The 19,639-nt window shown below is 64.8% G+C and carries 13 protein-coding genes and 1 pseudogene; 9 read left to right on the top strand and 5 right to left on the bottom strand.

Going from position 1 to position 19,639, the window contains the following annotated elements; genetic code table 11:
• Window positions 1-62 precede the first annotated feature (62 nt).
• Window positions 63-1,238: pseudogene (locus CH275_RS17055) on the top strand (sulfite reductase subunit alpha); the annotation flags it as partial.
• 79 nt (window positions 1,239-1,317) lie between these two features.
• On the top strand, window positions 1,318-2,139 hold the full coding sequence (locus CH275_RS17060) for a TY-Chap domain-containing protein (RefSeq protein ID WP_094679535.1): 822 nt from the start codon (window positions 1,318-1,320) through the stop codon (window positions 2,137-2,139).
• A gap of 4 nt (window positions 2,140-2,143) precedes the next feature.
• Here CH275_RS17060 and recD read toward each other — a convergent pair whose 3' ends face one another.
• From recD to recC, 3 genes are read right to left on the bottom strand one after another with little or no spacing between them, the layout of a single operon-like run.
• Window positions 2,144-4,006, bottom strand: a complete 1,863-nt coding sequence (gene recD / locus CH275_RS17065) for an exodeoxyribonuclease V subunit alpha (RefSeq protein ID WP_094679536.1) — start codon at window positions 4,004-4,006, stop codon at window positions 2,144-2,146.
• Window positions 4,003-7,326, bottom strand: coding sequence for a UvrD-helicase domain-containing protein (locus CH275_RS17070; RefSeq protein WP_094679537.1), 3,324 nt, complete (start codon window positions 7,324-7,326; stop codon window positions 4,003-4,005). Before CH275_RS17070 ends, recD begins: the two co-directional genes overlap by 4 nt.
• Window positions 7,323-10,649, bottom strand: a complete 3,327-nt coding sequence (recC, locus tag CH275_RS17075; RefSeq protein ID WP_094679538.1) for an exodeoxyribonuclease V subunit gamma — start codon at window positions 10,647-10,649, stop codon at window positions 7,323-7,325. The genes CH275_RS17070 and recC overlap by 4 nt, the downstream gene beginning before the upstream one ends.
• A 150-nt stretch (window positions 10,650-10,799) precedes the next feature.
• Here recC and CH275_RS17080 point away from each other — a divergent pair, with 150 nt between their 5' ends.
• Together CH275_RS17080 and CH275_RS17085 are read left to right on the top strand one after the other, a co-directional pair.
• On the top strand, window positions 10,800-11,150 hold the full coding sequence (locus CH275_RS17080; protein ID WP_094679539.1) for a VOC family protein: 351 nt from the start codon (window positions 10,800-10,802) through the stop codon (window positions 11,148-11,150).
• Window positions 11,151-11,320: 170 nt separating this feature from the next.
• The gene (locus tag CH275_RS17085; protein WP_094679540.1) at window positions 11,321-12,013 is read left to right on the top strand and encodes an excalibur calcium-binding domain-containing protein; all 693 of its coding nucleotides are present in this window, start codon (window positions 11,321-11,323) and stop codon (window positions 12,011-12,013) included.
• A 6-nt stretch (window positions 12,014-12,019) separates the two neighbouring features.
• On the opposite strand, the gene CH275_RS17090 is transcribed toward CH275_RS17085, so the two are convergent.
• Window positions 12,020-12,529: an O-acetyl-ADP-ribose deacetylase gene (locus CH275_RS17090; RefSeq protein ID WP_094679541.1), complete on the bottom strand. Its 510-nt coding sequence runs from the start codon at window positions 12,527-12,529 to the stop codon at window positions 12,020-12,022.
• Window positions 12,526-13,452, bottom strand: a complete 927-nt coding sequence (locus CH275_RS17095) for an ADP-ribosylglycohydrolase family protein (RefSeq protein WP_094679542.1) — start codon at window positions 13,450-13,452, stop codon at window positions 12,526-12,528. Before CH275_RS17095 ends, CH275_RS17090 begins: the two co-directional genes overlap by 4 nt.
• 61 nt (window positions 13,453-13,513) lie before the next feature.
• On the opposite strand from CH275_RS17095, the gene CH275_RS17100 reads away from it, so the two are divergent.
• The 5 genes from CH275_RS17100 to CH275_RS17120 all read left to right on the top strand — a co-directional run bounded on the left by CH275_RS17100 (window position 13,514) and on the right by CH275_RS17120 (window position 19,554).
• Window positions 13,514-14,188 (top strand): NUDIX hydrolase, encoded by a 675-nt coding sequence (locus CH275_RS17100; protein ID WP_094679655.1) that lies wholly within the window; start codon window positions 13,514-13,516, stop codon window positions 14,186-14,188.
• Window positions 14,189-14,236: 48 nt separating this feature from the next.
• Window positions 14,237-15,403: a hypothetical protein gene (locus CH275_RS17105; RefSeq protein WP_094679543.1), complete on the top strand. Its 1,167-nt coding sequence runs from the start codon at window positions 14,237-14,239 to the stop codon at window positions 15,401-15,403.
• 91 nt (window positions 15,404-15,494) lie between these two features.
• Window positions 15,495-16,796: a T3SS (YopN, CesT) and YbjN peptide-binding chaperone 1 gene (locus CH275_RS17110; protein WP_094679544.1), complete on the top strand. Its 1,302-nt coding sequence runs from the start codon at window positions 15,495-15,497 to the stop codon at window positions 16,794-16,796.
• Between the two features lie 92 nt (window positions 16,797-16,888).
• Window positions 16,889-17,908, top strand: coding sequence for an AurF N-oxygenase family protein (locus CH275_RS17115; protein ID WP_094679545.1), 1,020 nt, complete (start codon window positions 16,889-16,891; stop codon window positions 17,906-17,908).
• 47 nt (window positions 17,909-17,955) lie between these two features.
• The gene (locus CH275_RS17120; RefSeq protein ID WP_094679546.1) at window positions 17,956-19,554 is read left to right on the top strand and encodes an FAD-dependent oxidoreductase; all 1,599 of its coding nucleotides are present in this window, start codon (window positions 17,956-17,958) and stop codon (window positions 19,552-19,554) included.
• Window positions 19,555-19,639: the final 85 nt, after the last annotated feature.

Here is a 19,639-nt window from a genome sequence, read left to right on the forward strand (position 1 = left end):
CACAGGGTTCTACCCTTCACCCGACACAGACCGTGACGACGGCAATGGCAAGGCAGGTACAGGACATCGACGCTGCAACCGGCGATCCCGGCACCACCAAGACCGCACCGAAGCGTTCTCCGTGGAATCGGAAGAATCCCTATCGCGCTCGGATCGTGAGCAACCGACGTCTGTCCGGTCCCACGTCGGCCAAGGAAGTTCGGCACTTCGCGATCGCGCTCGGCGACAGCGGTATCGACTACCAGGCCGGCGATGGCTTCGGAGTCAAACCAGTCAACGACGCGGCGCTGGTCTCGGCCGTCGTCGACCGGCTCGGGGTGCCCGCCGACACCGCCGTGCACACCAAGTCCGGTGAGATCACGCTCGCACAGGCGCTGACGACGGAGTACGAAATCGGCATCCCGTCCATGGATCTGATCGAGGCCGTGGCCGAACACGCCGGTGACGCAGAACTCGATCACGTATTGCAGAACGGCGACCGAGCATCGTTCGACGCCTGGACGTGGGGACGTGATGTCGTGGACGTTCTCGACCTCGACCGGTCACCTGCCTTCGATCCCGCCGAATTTCTCGGCTTGCTGCGTCCATTGCAACATCGTGTCTACTCGATCTCGTCGTCACCGATCGCCCACGAAGGCACTGTGCATCTGACGGTGTCCACCGTCAGATACCGATCGGCCGAGCGTGATCGCGGTGGAGTCTGCTCGACGTACCTCGCCGACCGAATCGGCGACGGCCAGGAAGCGGGTGTGTTTCTGTCGGCCAACAAGTCCTTCCGACTCCCGTCCGACGACACCCCGATCATCATGATCGGGCCAGGAACCGGAGTCGCACCGTTTCGAGCGTTCCTCCACGAGCGTCGCGCGCGTGGGGCGACAGGAGACAATTGGCTGTTCTTCGGAGACCAGCACCGGTCGAGCGATTTTCTCTACGAGGACGAGCTCACCGAATTCGAGCGTGACGGCCTGCTGACTCGACTCGATCTGGCCTTCTCCCGCGACCAGCACGAGAAGATCTACGTGCAACACCGCATGAGTGACGCGGGCCGCCAGCTGTACGGCTGGCTCGAAGCCGGCGCGCATCTCTACGTCTGCGGTGACGCGGCCCGCATGGCCAAAGGCGTCGACGAGGCCCTACACGAGATAGTCGCCGAGCACGGCGGCCGCTCTCCCGATGCCGCCGAGGACTACGTCAACGAGCTCAAGAGATCCAAGCGCTACCTTCGGGACGTGTACTGACACCCGCGTTCTTGTCGGACCCCCTCGCTACCGTCTGAACCACAGGCATCAGTTCTCGTCCGAGAAGAGGGTTTGCACCGTGAACGTACTGCAGAACGGCCGTTTCGACTCCACGACTGCGCTCGCGTGGGCCACGTTCACCGAGAATCTGCACGCATGTCTTCGGTCCCTGCCGAGGCAGGATTACATCACGGTCACCGCCGCCCAGGCCAGCCCGGGCGAGCGTGGGTTACGGCCGTACATCGATGTGGCTGCGACGGATACCGGCGTCCTGATCACGGTCGCAGCAATCCCGTCTCTGCTGTACCCGGACGCCCAGGATGCGGTCGGCATGGATGTGCAGTTGGTCGAGTTCGGGTGGCTGAACCGCGGCAAGCCGGTTGCGGACGGGTCGGTCATCGATCTCACGCGAACCGACTCGCGAGCCGATGCTGCGCTCGTGGCCGAGATGATCACGCTTGCGTTCCGCGAGATCTGGAACGTTCCCCACCCCTCGTTCCTCAGTGTCTGGGGCGTCGCGGCAGACGGCGCGTCGTCGGGTCCTGTGGACCTGCAGCGAGGATTCGTCGGCCGCACGGTTGCCACCGACTCGGAGGAGGATCCTTCGGACACACACTCCGACGTTCCCGCCGAGCTGCAGTCGCTGCAAGCGTTGTGCCAGTTGATCGGTCGCCGGGTCGACGCTCACACCGTACGGTCCGTGTGCATCGACGGTGACCTCGACGATCTGAGAGATCGTGCCGTGACGCTGCATCGGTCGGCAGCCGAGCGGGCCCGCCGCACCGCCCTCGCCGGTCGAGACGGCTCGGTGGTGGTGTGGACCGATCTGGCTCGCACGTGGCTTTCGGTCGCACGCAGCATCGAGGCTGCCACGACGGCGGACCGGCACGCGTGCAGTTGACGAGCTACAGGATTTTTCGTCGAAGACCGCTTGCCCGCAACACCTGACGCTCGACGCCCGCGCGGATGGCATCCTCGGTACCGATAACCCGCACATGCGATCGCGCGCGGGTGATCGCGGTGTAGAGCAACTCTCGAGTCAGCAATGTCGACGCCTCGGCCGGGAGAAGAACCGAGACAGTGTCGTACTGACTGCCCTGGCTTCGGTGGATCGTCATCGCGTACACCGTGTGCACCGACGAGAGCACGTTCGGGTGGATCAACACGTGGCCGTGTCCTCGGGCGAACGCCGCCATCGGAGTTCCGTTGTCTCCCAACACCACAACGCCGGTGTCGCCGTTGTAAATTCGTGCTTCGTGATCGTTCGCCGTCACCAACAGCGGCTGACCGGGGTACCAGAGCGAGGGATCGGGAAACGTACCACTCCCCTCCCCGACCCACTCCATCGCCTGTCGATCCCATCTCGAGACGCCCCACCGGCCCTCCCTGTGCGCGCACAGCAATCGGTGCTTCTCCAGCCCGAGCAGAGCTGCGGCAGCATCTCCGGCTGCTGCTGCGGCGGTGACCTCGGCTGACGTCTCGACCACGTCGGAGCGCAGCGCGTCCACGTCCTCCGGGCCGTGGAAGGAAATCTGCTCGTCGCCGGATCGGAGCAGCGCCATCACCTCGTCGTCCCGACCATCGCGCACGGCCACCGCCAACCTGGCGATCGCTCCGCCGAATCGTCTGCCGCGGCTGAGGCGAACGACGCCGCCGCGCAGTCGGTCTCGCTCGAACGGGCTCAGGGAGGCTTCCGATGGATCCTCGGCGGCGGCGAAGTCCTGCTCGACGAGCTGTGTCAACACCGGGTTCTCGGTGCCGGTGACCGGGCGTGCCACGAGATCGGCCAACACCGCGCCCGCATCGACGGACGTCAACTGATCCGGGTCACCCACGAGAATCAGTCGTGATTCGGGGCGGACGGCTTCGAGCAGGCGGCACATCATCGTCAGAGACACCATCGAGGTCTCGTCCACGACGATGACGTCGTAGGGCAGGCGGTTCTCGGCGTCGTGCCGAAATCTCGTCTTGCTGCCGGGCTTCCAGCCCAGAAGCCGGTGCAAGGTCATCGCTTTGAGGTCTGCCGGAAGTCCGAGCGGTACGGCCTGCTCGGACACCGATTCTTGCAATCGAGCGGCGGCCTTGCCGGTGGGTGCCGCCAACCCGATGCGCAGATCGCTGCCGTGTTCGCGGACGAGCAGTGCGAGAATTCGAGCCACCGTGTGGGTCTTACCGGTTCCCGGCCCGCCGGCGATCACTGTGGTCCACTGTGTGGCCGCCAACGCTGCCGCTATCCGCTGACGATCGGGTGCGGCCGTCGGTGCACCGGATTCGTCCACGAACAACTCGGCCAGAGCGTTGCCGATCCGGTCAGCATCGGCGGCCGGGTGGGACTGCGACCGCTGCGCGAGAACATCTCGAACCGTGCTCTCCTGCAGGTGGTATCGGTCCAGATACAGCAGCTCACCCTCATCGGTGTGGACGAGCTTCAAGGGTGTCAACGGTCCGTTCGCACTACCGACCACCAGCGGGCTGGCTTCGAGCGCGCCGAGGACCTCGTCGAGATCGGGCCACGGAAGTTCACTCGGATCGACGTCGGAATCCTCGTCGACCATCACATCGCGCAGCCGTCGAAGATCGAGGCATACCGATCCGGATCGGACGGCGCGCACCGTCAACGCAGTGGCCAGCATGATGTGCTCGGACGACTCCCCAGCAAGCGCGCCCAGACGCAGCGCCACGTGCACGTCGGCCGCCGACAACACACCGGCGTCGTTGAACGTGCGCAGAATTCCGCTGCCGCGCAGCGCTGTCCCCACGCTCGTCATCGAGACACCTTTCCGGCGAGCAGGTCCGAGAGGTCGACCACCAGCGCTGCGGGCGGATTCCAATCGAATACCCCGCACCCGGCGGGGGTCTGCGGTCCCACCATGCCTCGCACGAACAGGTACCGGACTCCACCGAGATGTACCTGCGGGTCGTAATCCGGCTGACGCCATCGCAGATATCGATGCAGCGCAACGGCATACAGGATCGCCTGCAATGGATAGTGCGAGCGCATCATTTCCTGAGCCATCTTCTCGCGGGTGAAATTGCCGGTGGTCAGATCACCCCGGGCAAGCCGGTTGGTCTTGTAGTCCACCACGACGTAGCGCGGTCCGGGCACGCGCAGAACGGAGTCGATACTGCCGGTGAGAAAACCGCGCAACGGTGTCGTCTCGATGCCGTCGAGCAGGTCGGGATAGGCCGCGAGCACGTCGTCCGCGTCGAGGTGGCGACGCATAAGGCGCGCAACGGATTTCAGGGTTACCGTCGTCGCCACCGGATCGTCCCCTCCGGCCAGAGGTAACTCGAAATCCAGTTCCGCCAGATGGTCGGACGGTGCGACGTCGGCAAGCGTCCCGAAACCCAACGGCGTCCGCATCACCGGCAGAAGGGCGGCGGCCAATTCCACCGGATCGACCTCTGCCATGCGACGTGCGACCGCAGCGGTGCAGCGCAGCTGGAGTTCGGCGAGCAGATCGGGGGCAGAGGTGTCGACGTGTTCGAGCGCCTCGTGCACGAGCGTTCCGAACGCCGCACCGGCGGGCATACCGTTCATCGGGGACGCGATCCCCTCCGGCTGTTCGTCAACACCCACCGCCGGTTCGGCAGGCTCGTCCGTCTTCTCGGGGTGTTCGGTCTCGCTGGTCACTCCCACCTCCGGCTGGACGGGCGCGCCGTCATGGGCGTGAGCTGTCAACGCAGAGTACGACGTTCGACGCCACAGCAGGTCAAGCGTTCGGTCGAACCGCGCGGCCGCAACGTCGAGCAGTTCATCTTCGGGCCGGTTCCAGTGTTCGGTGGAGGGCGCACTGGGCCCCACCGGTTCCACCGACACGAGATCGGCAGCCGACCCGACCCAGGATTGGAGACGGTTCGCGGTGGTTGCATCGTCGAGAACCTTGTACGACGGCTCCGGCTGAGGAATTCCGGGAATGCGACCGAACAGCATGCGGTGCAGCGAGGACGTCGCCGTGTTTCGCCCCGGTGCCCACCACAGCACGATCTGACTCTCGGCACGGGTGAGTCCGACGTACAACAGTCGCAGTTCCTCGCCGGCCTCCTCCTGATCGTTGACGATCTTCCTGGCCGCGTAACCCAGTCCGGAGGGTCCGCCGACGTCCCGGATGCGGTTGCCGTTCTCGTGCAACAGCAGAGTCGAGGGCTTGCTGAAGTACAACGCGTCCCACGCGTACGGCAGATAGACGACGGGAAATTCGAGCCCCTTGCTGCCGTGTGTCGTCATGATCTGCACTGCTGCGGAATCACTGTCCAGTCGACGGCTGCGGTCGGTCGATCCGCCTGCTGCCGGTTCCTTGATGCGGTCGGTCAACCAGCGGGTGAGGGCGGTGATTCCGAAGGACTCGGATACCGCTGCGCGATTGAGTAATTGGGCGATGTGCCGCAGATCGGTCATGGTCCGCTCGCCTGCCTCGACCGCCAGCAAACGGGCGTCGAGGCCGGACTGGGCCGACACCCGCTCGAAGACTGCCGCGAACCCGGCCTCGTCGAACAGCATCGAGTACTCACGTAGTCGGCTGCTGACCTGAGACAGGGCGTCCTCGGCCCCGGAGTCGAGCTGAGCAGCAGTCCACCCGAGCAAGGGGGTCAGGGCGGCAAGACGAACGCGGTCGGTGCGATGCGGTTGTTCGATCGCCTGCAGCAGCCACAACCAGTGTCGGGCGCTCTCGGTGCCGAACACGCTGGTGCTGCTCGACACGACCGAGGGGACGCCCACGGCGTCCAGCGCGTCGCGAATCAGCGCTACCTGCTTGGTCGTTCGGGTCAGCACGGCGATGTCTCGCGGTTCGACAACGCGGGGCCCGTCGGGCCGATCGATCACGGATTGTCCCGACAGCAGCGCCACGATGTCCGCCGCGACGTCGGCAGCGACTCTCGATCGAAGTCGATCGACTGCCGGAAATCCCTGTCGCAGAGGGCCTGCGCCCGTTCGCGGAAGGTAGCGCAGCCGTAGCGGTGCATGTCCGACCATCCGAGAGGGCGGGTTTCGGGCCTCGACTCGGTGGACCACGATGTCGTCGTGCCCGAGCGCTGCATCGCCGTACAGGTGGTGCAGCGCGTCGAGTAGCCCGGAATCGCTGCGCCAATTGGCAGTGAGCTCGTACAGATGGTCTGCCGATTCCACTGCGTCGAGGTAGCTGAGTACTTCGGCTCCGCGGAACGCGTAGATGGCCTGCTTGGGATCGCCGACGAGAATGAGCGTCGTCGATCCGTGGAACGCCCGCCGGAGAATGTCCCACTGCATCGGGTCCGTGTCCTGGAACTCGTCGATCAGCACCACGCGGAATCGATCTCGCACTCGCGCACAGGCGGCGTCGCCGTGCACAGGGTCGGACAACACCGAATGCAACAGTCCGAGCAGATCGTTGTAGTCACGCACCCCGAGCAGGCGTTTGCGACGTTCGACTTCCCGTCGCGCTTCTCGGGCGAACCGCACCCGCAGTGCAGACTCGCGATTGCCCTCGTCACCGTCGATGTCCTCGGTATCGGGGTACAGAATCGACTGTTGATCGCCCACAGCGGCCAGGGCCAACTGCAACGCATCCGGTCGGCTGAATGCCGGCGCTTCGTCGTCGCCGCTGAACATCTGCAGATACAGATCGTCCACGACCTGTTCGAGTAGGTCCGACACCGATTCGACGAACGTCGATTCGGGTTCACGCTCACCCGCGATGCCCAGCCCGTCGAGCATGCGCTGACAGAAGCTGTGAGTGGTGACGATGGTGCCTGAGTCGAAGTCCGACAGCGCCTTCCGCAATCTCCTCCGACGTCGATCCACCTCGGCGTCATCGGCCGATGCCAGAAATACCACCAATGGATCTCGTTCTGCGCGAGCAGCTTCCGGATCTGCGAGGTGCCGGGCGATCGACGCGAATCTGCTGCGGGTGCGATCGCGGAGTTCCTGGGTTGCAGCCCGGCTGAACGTCACCAGAAGCAGGTCGGAGATCTCGGCGATGCCCTCCGCGACGTACCGCGCGGCCAATCCGACGATCGCGTACGTCTTGCCGGTACCGGCGCTGGCCTCGAGCACGGTGGTACCGGTCGGCATCGGACCGAGCAGATCGAATCCGCGGGCGGCGCTCATGCATTCCCCCTGTTCTCGGCGGACAGCAGCGGGTCCCACAGTGTTCGGGCGAGAATCCCGAAGCGGCTCGTCTCGTTGGACGGTTCGGTTTCGTCGGACAGCGGGGGCGCGACGATCAATGTCTGGAACGACAGGGTCGGGCCGTGTACGTACCGCAACGAGCGATCGTTTCCGTCGCCGAAGTCTCCTCGCCACGCCCAGCCGGCGGACTCGTAACCGTCCTCGATGGATCCGCCTCCGAACCGCTTCTCCGCGTAGGCCGATGCAGTGCCGGTCGATATCGGCAACGGCGACGCCAACCCACGATCACGGAGATCCACCAATTGCCGCAGGGTCGCCACCGGATCGCGAGGCACCGTCAGTCGAGATCGACGAGGTGGGCGCATGCCGCTCGCGCGCCCGATCGTGACAGCGCTCCACTCCCCCGGCTGGGATGCGGCCACCGCCAACAACCGGACCCATGCCGCCAGTCGATGCTTTGGTGCGAGACGAGAATAGGACGAACGCGCCAGAGTTCGGCCGTGAATTCCGGTGACGGTACCGGTCAGACGTCGTCCGTCGCCGAGATCGACCGACACATCGGTGGTCTCGGCCGGTCCCTCGTGGAACGGCGCGGCCGCGTCGGCGATGATCCCGACGATCTGTCGAATGTCGGACATCTCGCGACGGCCCTGATGGAACGGCGGGAGCGTGCCACGCCTCCACTCGGCATCGGCGAATTCTCCGATGTCTCCGCCCGCGAGTACGGCGGCGAGCATCCGATCGCCGATGTTCCACCGAGACAACGGGTCCAGCTCGATGTCGAGACTGTCGGCCACATCGTCCTCTAGCTCAGGAACGCGAAAGCCCAGCCGCTGACGCAGAAAGGCCTGCACCGGATTCTCGACGAAAGCGATCACATCGGCGAGTTCCACGTCCCCTCGATCCGCCGGAGGGAGCGCATCGGGCAGGAACGGAGGCGCGGCCTGAGGCACCCGTTGCTGCGATACCGCTCCGGCCAGCGCCACGGTGTCGAAGCTGAACGGTTGTTCGGCCTCGAAGTTCCGAGGGTCGAACGGCTGCAGTGGATGCCGATGTTCGACGCTTCTGCGCGCGGTCACCTCGAGCACGTCCATCAGTTCGCGCAGTGGGATTGCCGGTGGCTTGACCGAACCGTCGACGGGGTCGGCTCCGGTGTAGAACAGCAGGAGCTTCTCCTCGGCCGACATCACCGCGTCGAGCAGCAGTTGCCGATCCTCGCTGCGAATGTCTCGCTCGCCGAGGGCCGGATCGCGGGCGAGGATGTCGTCTCCGTCGATACTTCCCACGCGCGGGAACACCTCGTCGTCGAGCCCGAGGAGCACCACCACTCGGTGCGGTACCGATCGCATCGGGACCATGGTGCACACGGTCAGATCACCGGTTCGGAAGTTCGCTCGCGTGGGTCGTCCTGCCAGCCTCCCGGCCAGCATGGCACGAACGTCTGCCAGTCTCAGCTCGGCAGACCCACCGTGTTCGGTGGCGTCTGCGATCTCGCGATGCGCTTGTGCAAGTTGCCATTCGTCAGCGGTGGGCACATCGGCGAGCAGGTCGAGCGCGCGTCCCAGTTGCCGCGTCCACTCGGTCACCGTTGCCGGGCCGGCCAAGGCCCGCAGCACCGAGGCGAGCCGATCGACGAGCTCGGCGAGACGACCGGCGAGCGTGATGTCGTTGCTGTCGACATCATCGAGAGGAAGCGCGAGATCGAGGAACTCGTTCCGGGTCTCGTCCGCTGCCACCCCGAGGAGGATGCGGTCGAGTGCCGACTTGAAGGTGTTCTGGCGAAAGTTGTTCAGACCGAATGCTTCTCGTTGCCGAACCGTCAGCCCCCAGCGCGCACCGGAGGTCGTCACCCACTCACGGAGCCGCTCGAGTTCGTCGTCGGTGAACGAGAACTTCTCACGGACCGGGCCACTTGCAGCGAAGTCCAGCAGCTCGCTCGCCGTCACCCGACCCTCGGAGAAATCCAGAACAGTCGCGATGACGTCCAGCACGGGGTTGGTGCGGCGCAAACCGCGATCGGCGAGTCGCACACGCAGGCGGTGTCCCGGATGCACCAGCGCAGCCTGCCCGAAGTTGGCGCGAATCAGCGGCGCGTAGGTCTCGACGTCCGGGCACATCACCAGTACGTCCCGTGGTTCGAGCGTCGGATCGCCCGCAAACAGGTGCAGCAGCGCCTCCCGCAGAACTTCGACCTGCCTGGCAGGTCCATGACATGCGTGAATCTGCACTGTGCCATCTGCAACTATGTCATCTACAACGGTGTCATCTGCAGCGGTACCGTCCGCACTCGTCACACCTACTTCGGATTCCTCTGCGGCGCTGGGTGATACGTCATCGGCGATGTCCGATTGAATTCGGCCGAGCAGGGTGTTCGCGATCCGAGGGGCTTCGTGGTGGACGGAGTGCGTCGCGACCGCCCCCATCGTGGCCTGTAGTTCCCGCACGTCACGCGACAGGCTCGCCAACAGTGGGTGTTCGACGGCCAGAGCCGTCGCGTCGTCCCGCCGCCGCGTCACTGCGGGAATGTTCGCGAGTGCGTTCCACATCACCGGGCTGGGATGCGGAACCCAGATGTGCACGTCGCGGTGCTCGGAGAGCGCACCCAGTACGTCGAGCTGATCGGTTGTCAGACGGGTGGCACCGAACACCGACAACCGATCCGGTAGGTCGACCGATTCCGGCGCATCCCGGAGTCGGGCGCACGCTTCGGGCAGCCGTTCCGCCGGGCTCGGGCTGCCGATCCGCTCGCGCATCATGTTCCACAGTCGTGGTTGCCACAGCAAGTCGCTGTCGAGGTCGGTGCCGTGACCGTCGGTGAATCGACCCGCGTACCAATCCCGAACCATCTGTGGACGTTGAGATCCGTACGCGCGGAACAACTCCGCCACATGCGATGCCGTCGACCAGCGACGTCCCACACGATGATCCTCGGAACCTGCACCCAGGTGTTTGAACAGCACCGCGGCCCACGGTTCGGTACGGCAGTCGTCGATGGCATTCAGTGCAGTCCAGAGCACTCGGCCCGGCGCCCAGGGATCGTCGTCCGGGTCGACATCGTCGACCGAGCCGATGGCACGCGAGACCAGCCTCGCCGGACTGGGAAAGTCGATGTTCGCGGCGATGCCGTCGCCTTCCGCACCGCCCAGGGTGCTCGACAGTCGTTGGGTGAGCCATCGCTCGACGCCCTTCGCCGGGACAGAAACGATCTCGGCCGCGAAGCAGTCGTTCAACGGCACGGACAGGACATCGGCGAGCGCGGCCGCGAGTGTTCCTGCGCGTTCGGCGCGGTGGAGCGTCAACACCGTTGCGTTCCCCTGCCTGCTCGTGACGGAGAGACCGATTTCGGACTCGTGACGACCCTACTCGAGCCTGGCGACACGTTCTGCGCGATGAGTCGGGCCGCCGAGCTCGGTCTGTATCTGTGAGCCCGCTACGAAACGAAGGAGAACGGAATGTTCACACACGTGTTGGCTGTGGTCGCAGTGCGCGATATCGACTCGGCACGAGATTGGTACGAGAAGCTGTTCGATCAGCCGGCAGACAACAATCCGATGCCGAGTTTGGTGGAGTGGCAGGCCTCCCCCGCTGCATGGGTGCAGGTGACGGTCGATCCCGACAGAGCGGGCTCGTCGCAGTTCAATGTTGCCGTCGAAGACATCGAGGCGTTCGTCGATGCCGCTCGCTCCCGCGGCATCGACTTCGGCAACATCGTGGACGCGAACAAAGGAGTCAGACTGTCGACGGTCTCCGATCCCGACGGCAACTCCATCACGGCGATCGGCGGCTTTCGCGAGCTCTATTGATCGGGCGGTTGGCGTTCTCTTACGGGATGTAACGACGAACCGAGTCGGTGCGACATGGTGAGCGGAAATGCGACCGACCGGTTCGATCAGGACGAGGCGGTTGCTTCCGGTCTCGCGGGTGACATCTCGGCCGCGACATCGCCACCTCTCGCGACCCGAACGGACTCGACATGACCAGTGCCTACCCGCCACCCTTTCGACGCCCAGCGCCCGAACCGCAGACACCGCGTCGCCCGCTCTTCGGGAAGTTTTTCGCTTGGGCCGCAATTGTTTTCGGGGCGTTCTTTCTGATCGGCGCAATAATCTCGTTCGAGTTCGGTGCGGCACTCGTCGGCGCGTTGCTGGTCGGCACCGGAGTAACGTACCTGCGCACGTCACCCGTGCGGGGTCGAAAGGTCTGGGCGGTACCGGCCATCGCCATCCTCCCCGCCCTGTTCGTGATGGGACTGACCACAACGACCGAGTCCGAGACCCCGACCGCCGTCGCACCGGTCGCTGCCGTGCCTGCGTTGCCGACCGTCACGACGACCGTCTCAACGACGCCTTCCACCACGACACCGGCACCGGCCACGACCACCACCGCAGCCCCGACGACCGAAGCCGTCGCCGAGGTCGTCGAGGTGCCGACGACAACGGAGTACGTCCCCCTGCCGGATCCCGAGCCCGTGTACGTCCCCGAGCCGGTGTACACACCCGAGCCCGTCTACACCGCTCCTGCGCCGTTGGCCGCAGTGCCTCCCGTTGTCTCGTACGCCAATTGCGACGCGGTCCGGGCGGCGGGGGCAGCTCCGATCTACGCCGGTGAGCCGGGCTACAGCCTGAAACTCGACCGCGACAAGGACGGGATCGGCTGTGACACCTGACCGCTGCTAACCCACCAACTGCCGCGTCAGGTCCGCGCTTTCGCGGGTGTAGGCGACCAGCATGACGAGGTCGACCGAGGGCCGGGCTGCCTTGACCGCCACGACCTGTTGGGTAACCGCATCTTGCATCGGCCATCCGAAGGATCCGCCGGATATCAGGGGAAATGCGATGGACTTCAGATTCATCGATGCAGCGAGAGCCAGACTCCGTGCGTAGCACAGCCGCAGCAGCTCCGATCTGTCCTCGTGCCGGGAATACCGTGGGCCGACGGTGTGGATGACACAGGCGGCTCGTAGCCGACCCGCAGTGGTCGCGACGGCTGCACCGATGTCGAGGCCGTGCGGCAGGGTGGTGGCCCGCAGCGCCTTGCATTCCGCGAGTATCTCCGGCCCACCGGCTCGGTGTACGGCACCGTCCACTCCGCCGCCGCCGAGCAGGCGCGTGTTGGCGGCGTTGACGATGGCACCCGCGGCCACATCCGTGATGTCGCCCTGGACGACGTCGATGATTGTCATGAAAGTTCCTTCACTGCAGTGATGTTCGAGGTGATTCGGTCGAGATCGTCGGCGCGCAACCCTGGGTAGCCGTGGACGATGTCGCGCCATTCGCTCGGTACCGCAGATGCGCCCCACCTGGCTCCGAGGAGTCCTCCGGCGATGGCCGCCGTGGTGTCGGTGTCGCCGCCCGCGCGGACACACAGTTCGAGGGCGGCGGGCAAGGGCCGGTCAGCGTCGGCAGATCCCTGGATTGCCCACCATGCGGTCTGCAGAGCGTGGACCACCCAGCCGTTGTTCGGAAAGTCGGACGGCTGCCCCTCGTGGGCCTGACGGATCAATGGCTGCCAGAAGGCGCGAACCCCGTCGTCGGCCGTGTCGAGAAACTCGGTCACGCCGTCGTACGTGCCGCAGCGAACCGCGTATCTGATTGCGTGACTCCATAATTGACACGCCTCACCGGCCCGGGGGTCGGAATGCGTCAAGGCACTGATCCGCGCCGCAGCAGCTCGACATCCCGCCGCGTCGTCGAGGTAGGCCAAGGCGACCGGCGCAGTGCGCATGAGCGATCCGTTGCCACCGGTTCTACCCGACAACGATGCTGCGGCGCGAGTCATGTCGGCGCCACCGTGTGTGGTTTGCGACAACACGGCGCGAGTTTGATTTCCCACGTCGGGCGGGTTCTGGGCGAACCACGCGCGAAAGTTCGCGGCGATGTCGTCGACGTCTCCGCCGGTTTCGAGGGCACGCGCGACGCAGAGCGCCATCGAGGTGTCGTCGGTCCATTCGCCCGGTGCCCAATCGAATGCACCGCCCCCGATCATGCCGATCGTCGTCTCGGGCGTGGGGTACCCGAATTCGTAGCCGGCGCCAAGAGCGTCACCCACAGCGGTTCCGAGAAGCACTCCCCTCGCTCTGTCGCGCTGAATATCCGTCAACTGCATGCGAACCCCTTAGATCGAAGTTGCGCTAACCATAGATCACATGCGCGCTAAGATGCAAGACATGACCTGGCGAGACCGACACGGCAACGCTCTGACCGACTACCCCCGCCCCTCCGTGGCGGTCGACGTGGCGGTACTGACCGTCCGCGAACGGCAATTGCACGTCGTCGTGGTGCCATCGGAACGAGGCCGTGCGCTCCCGGGCACGTTCCTGCACCCGAAGGAGAATCTCGCCGAGGCCGCAGGTCGCGCATTACGGACCAAGGCCGGCTTGGTCGATCTCACGTTCCATCAACTGAGAATGTTCGACAACCCGGACCGCGACGATCGCGGATGGGTTCTGTCGATGGCGCACAGCGCGGCGGTCTCGACTCGATCATTGCCTGCATCAACAGAATTCGTGCTCGTCGAAAATTCGAGACCGACGACGTCGCTGGCCTTCGACCACGACGACATGGTGGCGGCGGCAGTCTTCGACCTCCGTGACCACTATGCGCGCGACGTGGATCCAGCACGACTACTGGACGAGGAGTTCACCCTTCTCGAGCTACGCGAGCTGTACGAGATCGTGTTCGATCGCCCTCTACCGAAGGACACATTCCGACGCCACGTCATCGGCTCACTGCAAGGGACAGGCGCAACCTCGACCGCAGGCGGCGGCCGCCCCGCAGAGCTGTATCGCCGTGCCTCGAATTCGGCTCTTCCTGCGTCGGCCGGCTCGTTCCTGCTCGGCTGAGGACATGGATCGACGAAACCGGACATCCCAGCAGATAAGCTGGCAGGCATGGGATCGAAGCGGCCTGCCAACCGCGGACAGAAACGCGCAGAAAAGACCAAGGCCCGGCAACGGCGTCACCAGCAATCCCGACCGGCACCGACCGGTGCCGACAGCGAACGGATCGCCGATCTGATCGACGGATTCGTCGAGTGGCTGGACGAAAGCGAGATGTCGGAACAGTCGGAGGCGATCTCACGGCTCGTGTCGTCGACGCTGACTCAGCTGTCCGGAGCACGCCCCGGCTTCTCCCCCAGTGCCTGGCTGCCGGCCGACGCGCACCTGCTGGTGGACGCCGCCGAACGCATTCTGCAGGACGAGTCCGACACGGCCGAGGACACGGCAATCAATCTCGTACTCACGTCTCTGCAGTATCTGACCTTCCTCGACGAGACCGACCTCTGGGACGGCACGCCCGAGGATTACGCGCACTGCATGGACGACCTGTCGGACTTCCTCGAGGGCGACGAACCCGACATGCTCGACGCCGACGACATCGATCTACCCGACGTCTCCCTGGCGCAGGAACTCTCCGCGATCTCGGCGCTGCCACTTCTGCCTGCCCTGGACGACATCGTCCTGCGCGTTTCCGACGGCCTGGCCGTGGCCGACGACGCCGACCTACAACGCGCAATCGGCTCGATGCCCCTCGATCCAGCCCAGCTCGACAAGGAAGCTACGGTCGATTATTGGTCGACGGCGATTGCCACCGGATTGATTCGGATCGACGGTGACACCGCGAAGCCGGGCGACAACGCCCATTCTTTGGCCGGTCGGGGTGCCGAGACAGTCCACGAGTTGGTTGCCGAGCACGTGCGCGTGCAGCTGTCGGGAGATGCCGACGACCCCGATGTGTCGCGATCGCTGGCGAACACGTTCGCGGTGCAGACGTTGCTCGCCGCGATGACCGAAGAGCTCCCGCTCGACAACCAGGGCGAGGACTACGCCGACCTGGAAGGTGAGGATCTGCGTACGGCTCAGTTGATCGACCACCGCGTTCGATCTCTCATCGAGCAGGGCATCCTCGTCCGGATCGAGGAAGTACTCGCCGTTCCGCACGCATTGCGTCCGGCAGTTCTGGACGGTGTGGCCGAAGCGCAGCCATTCGGCGTGATCGACGACGAGTCTCTCGACGACCCGCTCCGCAGCTCGGTCGAGGATTCGGCGTCGTCGTGACCGCTCTCGCGAGCGCCGAGACCGTGTCGGTGGTCGCCGCTAGCGTGATCGAGTGCGCGTTACGTCAGCGCGATCTGGGTAAGGAGCCGACATGAGCGATTCACTCGAGTTCGACTTCGACGTCGACGCTGCCTGGATGCAGTTCCAGCGCAGACTCGGCGACTACGTCAACGCGATGCGTGACGGTGACGCATTGGTGGTCGAGTCGCGATACGACAGCACCGACGGTGTTCCCGATACCGCCGCCTGCGTGCAGTTCTATGCCTGGGATCTCGATATGGTCCGCTGCGAAATTCCAGCGAACGAGCACCTGCACAGCAGCCGGGCAATCAACGCCGAGCAGCGAGAAGCTCTCGGCGCGTTGGGGTTTCACATGTCCGTCGACACGGAGCCGACGGCACCGCATGTGGACCGAAATCGATCGTGGTCCGACGATCTGGCGAAGAAGACCGTTGCGGTATTCCGTGACATCTGGGGTCTGCCGCACCCGTCGTTCCTGAGCTCACGCGCCACCGGCCGATACGACGTGCCGAGTTTCGACGTCGACACTCCAGAACCCGGTATCACCGTCGTTCCGCTGTGCGTGCAGCCCAAGGGAAAAGAACATCTGCAGCAGTTGGTCGATCGGGCGCTCGAGCCGTGGTTCGGGTTCCCGCCGGATCACGATCTCGACGGGGACATTCCCCTGCGGTTCGCGGGCGGCACCGCGTACGTGTCGGTCAAGCCCACCGAGCCGGTGGTCGAGATCAATTCGACGCTGGTACACGCGGTATCCGGCCGCACTCGCGCCGCCGAGCTGCTGGTCGACCTCAATTTGCAACTCCCCGACGTGATGTTGCACCTGGTTCAGGACTGCATCGTCGCTCAGGTTCGGGTCAGCGGCTCGCCCTTCGTCGCCGATCACCTGCTGTGGGCTGTCCGGATGCTGAGCCATGTGTGGGAGCAGGTCGACGAGAAGTTCGCCGAGGACTTCGGTGGAGCACTCGGGGAGCCGACGCCGCCCGCGGTCGATGCAGTCGACTTTCCGGACGGTCTGCTGGAGTTGGTCGACCTGGTTGCCGAGTCCGACGAGCCGCTCGACCCAGATGCGGTTCTCGCCTGTTGCTCGTCCGACCGCGACGTCGTCGTCTCGTACCTGCGCATCAGTGCAGAACAGGAGGCGTCGTGGCGTGGGATGGCAATTGCCGCCGATCTGGGCGACGAGCATTGCGACGTCGACGAGGCCGATCGAGAGGCGGGCAACTGGGCCGGGGCGGTCGCGGCACTGCGCGAGGTGCTGCGCAGCACTCCCGAGCAGGTCACACCGGTAGTCGATCCATCGGCGATCCAGCTGCAGCTGTTCGAGACCGACGAGGTCGCAGAGATTTCCGACGAGCTTTCGGACGAACAGTAGGCGGCAGCCGAACAGGATTTCTCTCGCACGCTTCCCTTTCGTGTTAACTGGGGTTACATTAACTCTATGTTCGCACCTCGTTTGGAGAAGCCATGACACTGACGACAGGCACTACGTCCGTTTCGGTCGATACCGACGCCACGGACGAACAGCAGTACAACGAGACACTCACCCTGCTGTCCGAGGGTTCTGTGCACAAGCACTTCGATCCGTATGTCGACATCGACTGGGAGTCCGAGAAGTTCGCGGTGCCCGCGAACGATCCTCGCTGGGTCCTTCCGGTCAAGACGGATCCGATCGGTGGCCACGCCTGGTACCGCGCGCTTCCCCTGGAGAAGCAGATCGAGATCGGCATGTGGCGCCAGGCCAACGTCGCCAAGGTCGGCCTTCAGTTCGAGAACATCCTGATCCGCGGCATGATGCAGTACGTGTTCTCGCTGCCCAACGGCTCGGCCGAGGCACGCTACTGCACCCACGAATCCATCGAAGAGTGCAACCACACCCTGATGTTCCAGGAGATGGTCAACCGCGTCGATTCCGACGCCCCCGGCATGAGCCGGCCCATGAAGATGCTCTCGCCGTTCATCCCTCTGTTTGCCACGCTGCTACCCGAGCTGTTCTTCGTCGGCGTTCTCGCCGGCGAGGAGCCCATCGACCACATTCAGAAGTCCGTCCTGCGGTCCGGTGAAGAAATCCACCCGATCATGCAGAGCGTCATGGCGATTCACGTCGCGGAGGAAGCGCGGCACATCTCGTTCGCCCACCAGTTGCTGCGTCGGCGCGTTCCCAAGATGTCCAAGGCCGGACGGTTCCTGCTCTCGTTGGCCTTCCCGATCACGATGCGCATCCTGTGCGACGTCATCGTCATTCCGCCGAAGAAGTTCTGGACGAAGTTCGACATCCCCAAGCAGGTGAAGAAGGACCTGTTCTGGGGCACCGAGGAATCCCAGCACGCGCTCCAGGATTACTTCGGAGATGTGCGCATGCTGGCCACCGACACCGGCATGATGAATCGCGCCGCTCGCCTGATGTGGAAGCTGTGCGGAATCGACGGCAAAGCGTCGCGTTTCCGCAGCGAACCCGACCGTAGCTCGAGCCAGTTCGCCGCATAGCCCTCTCGCCGCTCAGCCATTCTTGCCTCCGCCGTCAGGAACCCCTCATGCCCCACGTCGTCACCCAATCATGTTGCAGCGACGCATCGTGCGTCTACGCGTGTCCCGTCAACTGCATTCATCCCACCCCCGACGAGCCGGACTTCCTGACGGCGGAAATGTTGCACATCGACCCGCAATCGTGTGTCGACTGCGGCGCGTGCGTTTCGGCCTGTCCCGTCGATGCCATTGTGCCGCAGGCGAAATTGACCGAGGCGCAACTGCCGTTCTTGACGATCAACGCGGATTTCTACAAGCAGGAGCGTCCCCCTCGGCCGATCCTGGCACCGGTGACCCCGGCAGCATCGGTATCGAGGGATCGCCAGCCGCTTCGAGTTGCGATCGTCGGATCGGGTCCGTCGGCCATGTACGCCGCAGACGAGCTGCTCACCCAACCGGGCGTGAGAGTCGATGTCTACGACCGACTTCCGCAACCGCACGGTCTCGCTCGACTGGGCGTCGCACCCGATCATCAGAAGACGCGTCAGGTGTCCCGCTTGTTCGAAACGATCTCCGCGCAAGAGGGATTCACCTACCACCTCGGTGTCGAGGTCGGTAGAGACATCACCCACGACGAGTTGATGGACACCCACCACGCCGTGATCTACGCGGTCGGGGCATCATCGGATCGCGAACTTCGCATTCCAGGAGCCGAATTGCCGGGGCGCACTTCGGCAACCGATTTCGTCGCCTGGTACAACGGCCACCCCGATCACGCGCATCGCACGTTCGACCTCTCGCACGAACGCGCCGTCGTCGTCGGTAACGGCAACGTCGCACTCGACGTAGCCCGCATTCTGACGATGAATCCGGAGGCGCTCGCCCAGACCGACATCGCACCGTACGCGTTGGACGCTCTGCGCCACAGCGCCGTTCGTGAAGTCGTCATCGTCGGCCGACGCGGTGTGGCACAGTCTGCCTTCACCGTGCCCGAGTTCGCCGGATTGTTGACCGTCCCCGATATCGACCTGGCCATCGACCGTAGCGAACTCGCGCTCGATCCGGTCACCGTCCGTCTCGCCGCGACCGACGACCTACCCCACGCCGTGGCGCAGAAGCTGCAATTGCTTCGCCACGTCGACGAATCCCCCGAGCACAGCGACGGCCGCAAGCGAATCACTCTGCGCTACCTTCTCTCCCCCACCAGGATCCTGGGCACCGATCGCGTCACGGGAATCGAGTTCGACCGAATGGGCCTTTCCGCGGACACTGACGACGTGGTGCGCAGCACCCCTACCGGTGACGTGGACAGCATCGAGGCCGGGCTCGTCCTCACCTCCATCGGCTACCGCGGCGTTGCGCTCCCCGGAGTTCCGTTCGACGACCGAGCCGGCATCATTCCCAACACCGGCGGTCGTGTACTTCACGAATCCGGTGGGCAGACTTCGGTGGGCAGCTATGTCACCGGTTGGATCAAGCGCGGCCCCTCTGGATTCATCGGCACCAACAAATCCTGCGCCCAAGAAACCGTCGGCCATCTGGTCGACGACTTCAACGCCGGCCGCCTGACCGATCCGATCGAGCTGCCCAACGCCTGGCCGACCGGGGCGAACCGGGGCACGCTGCAACGCTCGAAGGACAAGCTGCTGGCGCTGCGCCGCTCCTGACGACCCCACCCCCGGCTGGGATCGATGTGGGTTTCAGTCGCTCAGAGTGCAACAAGGTCGCATTCATCCGGACGGGCGTGAGGTT

This window comes from Rhodococcus sp. 06-235-1A (assembly GCF_002258785.1).
In the GTDB taxonomy this organism is placed as follows: domain Bacteria; phylum Actinomycetota; class Actinomycetes; order Mycobacteriales; family Mycobacteriaceae; genus Rhodococcoides.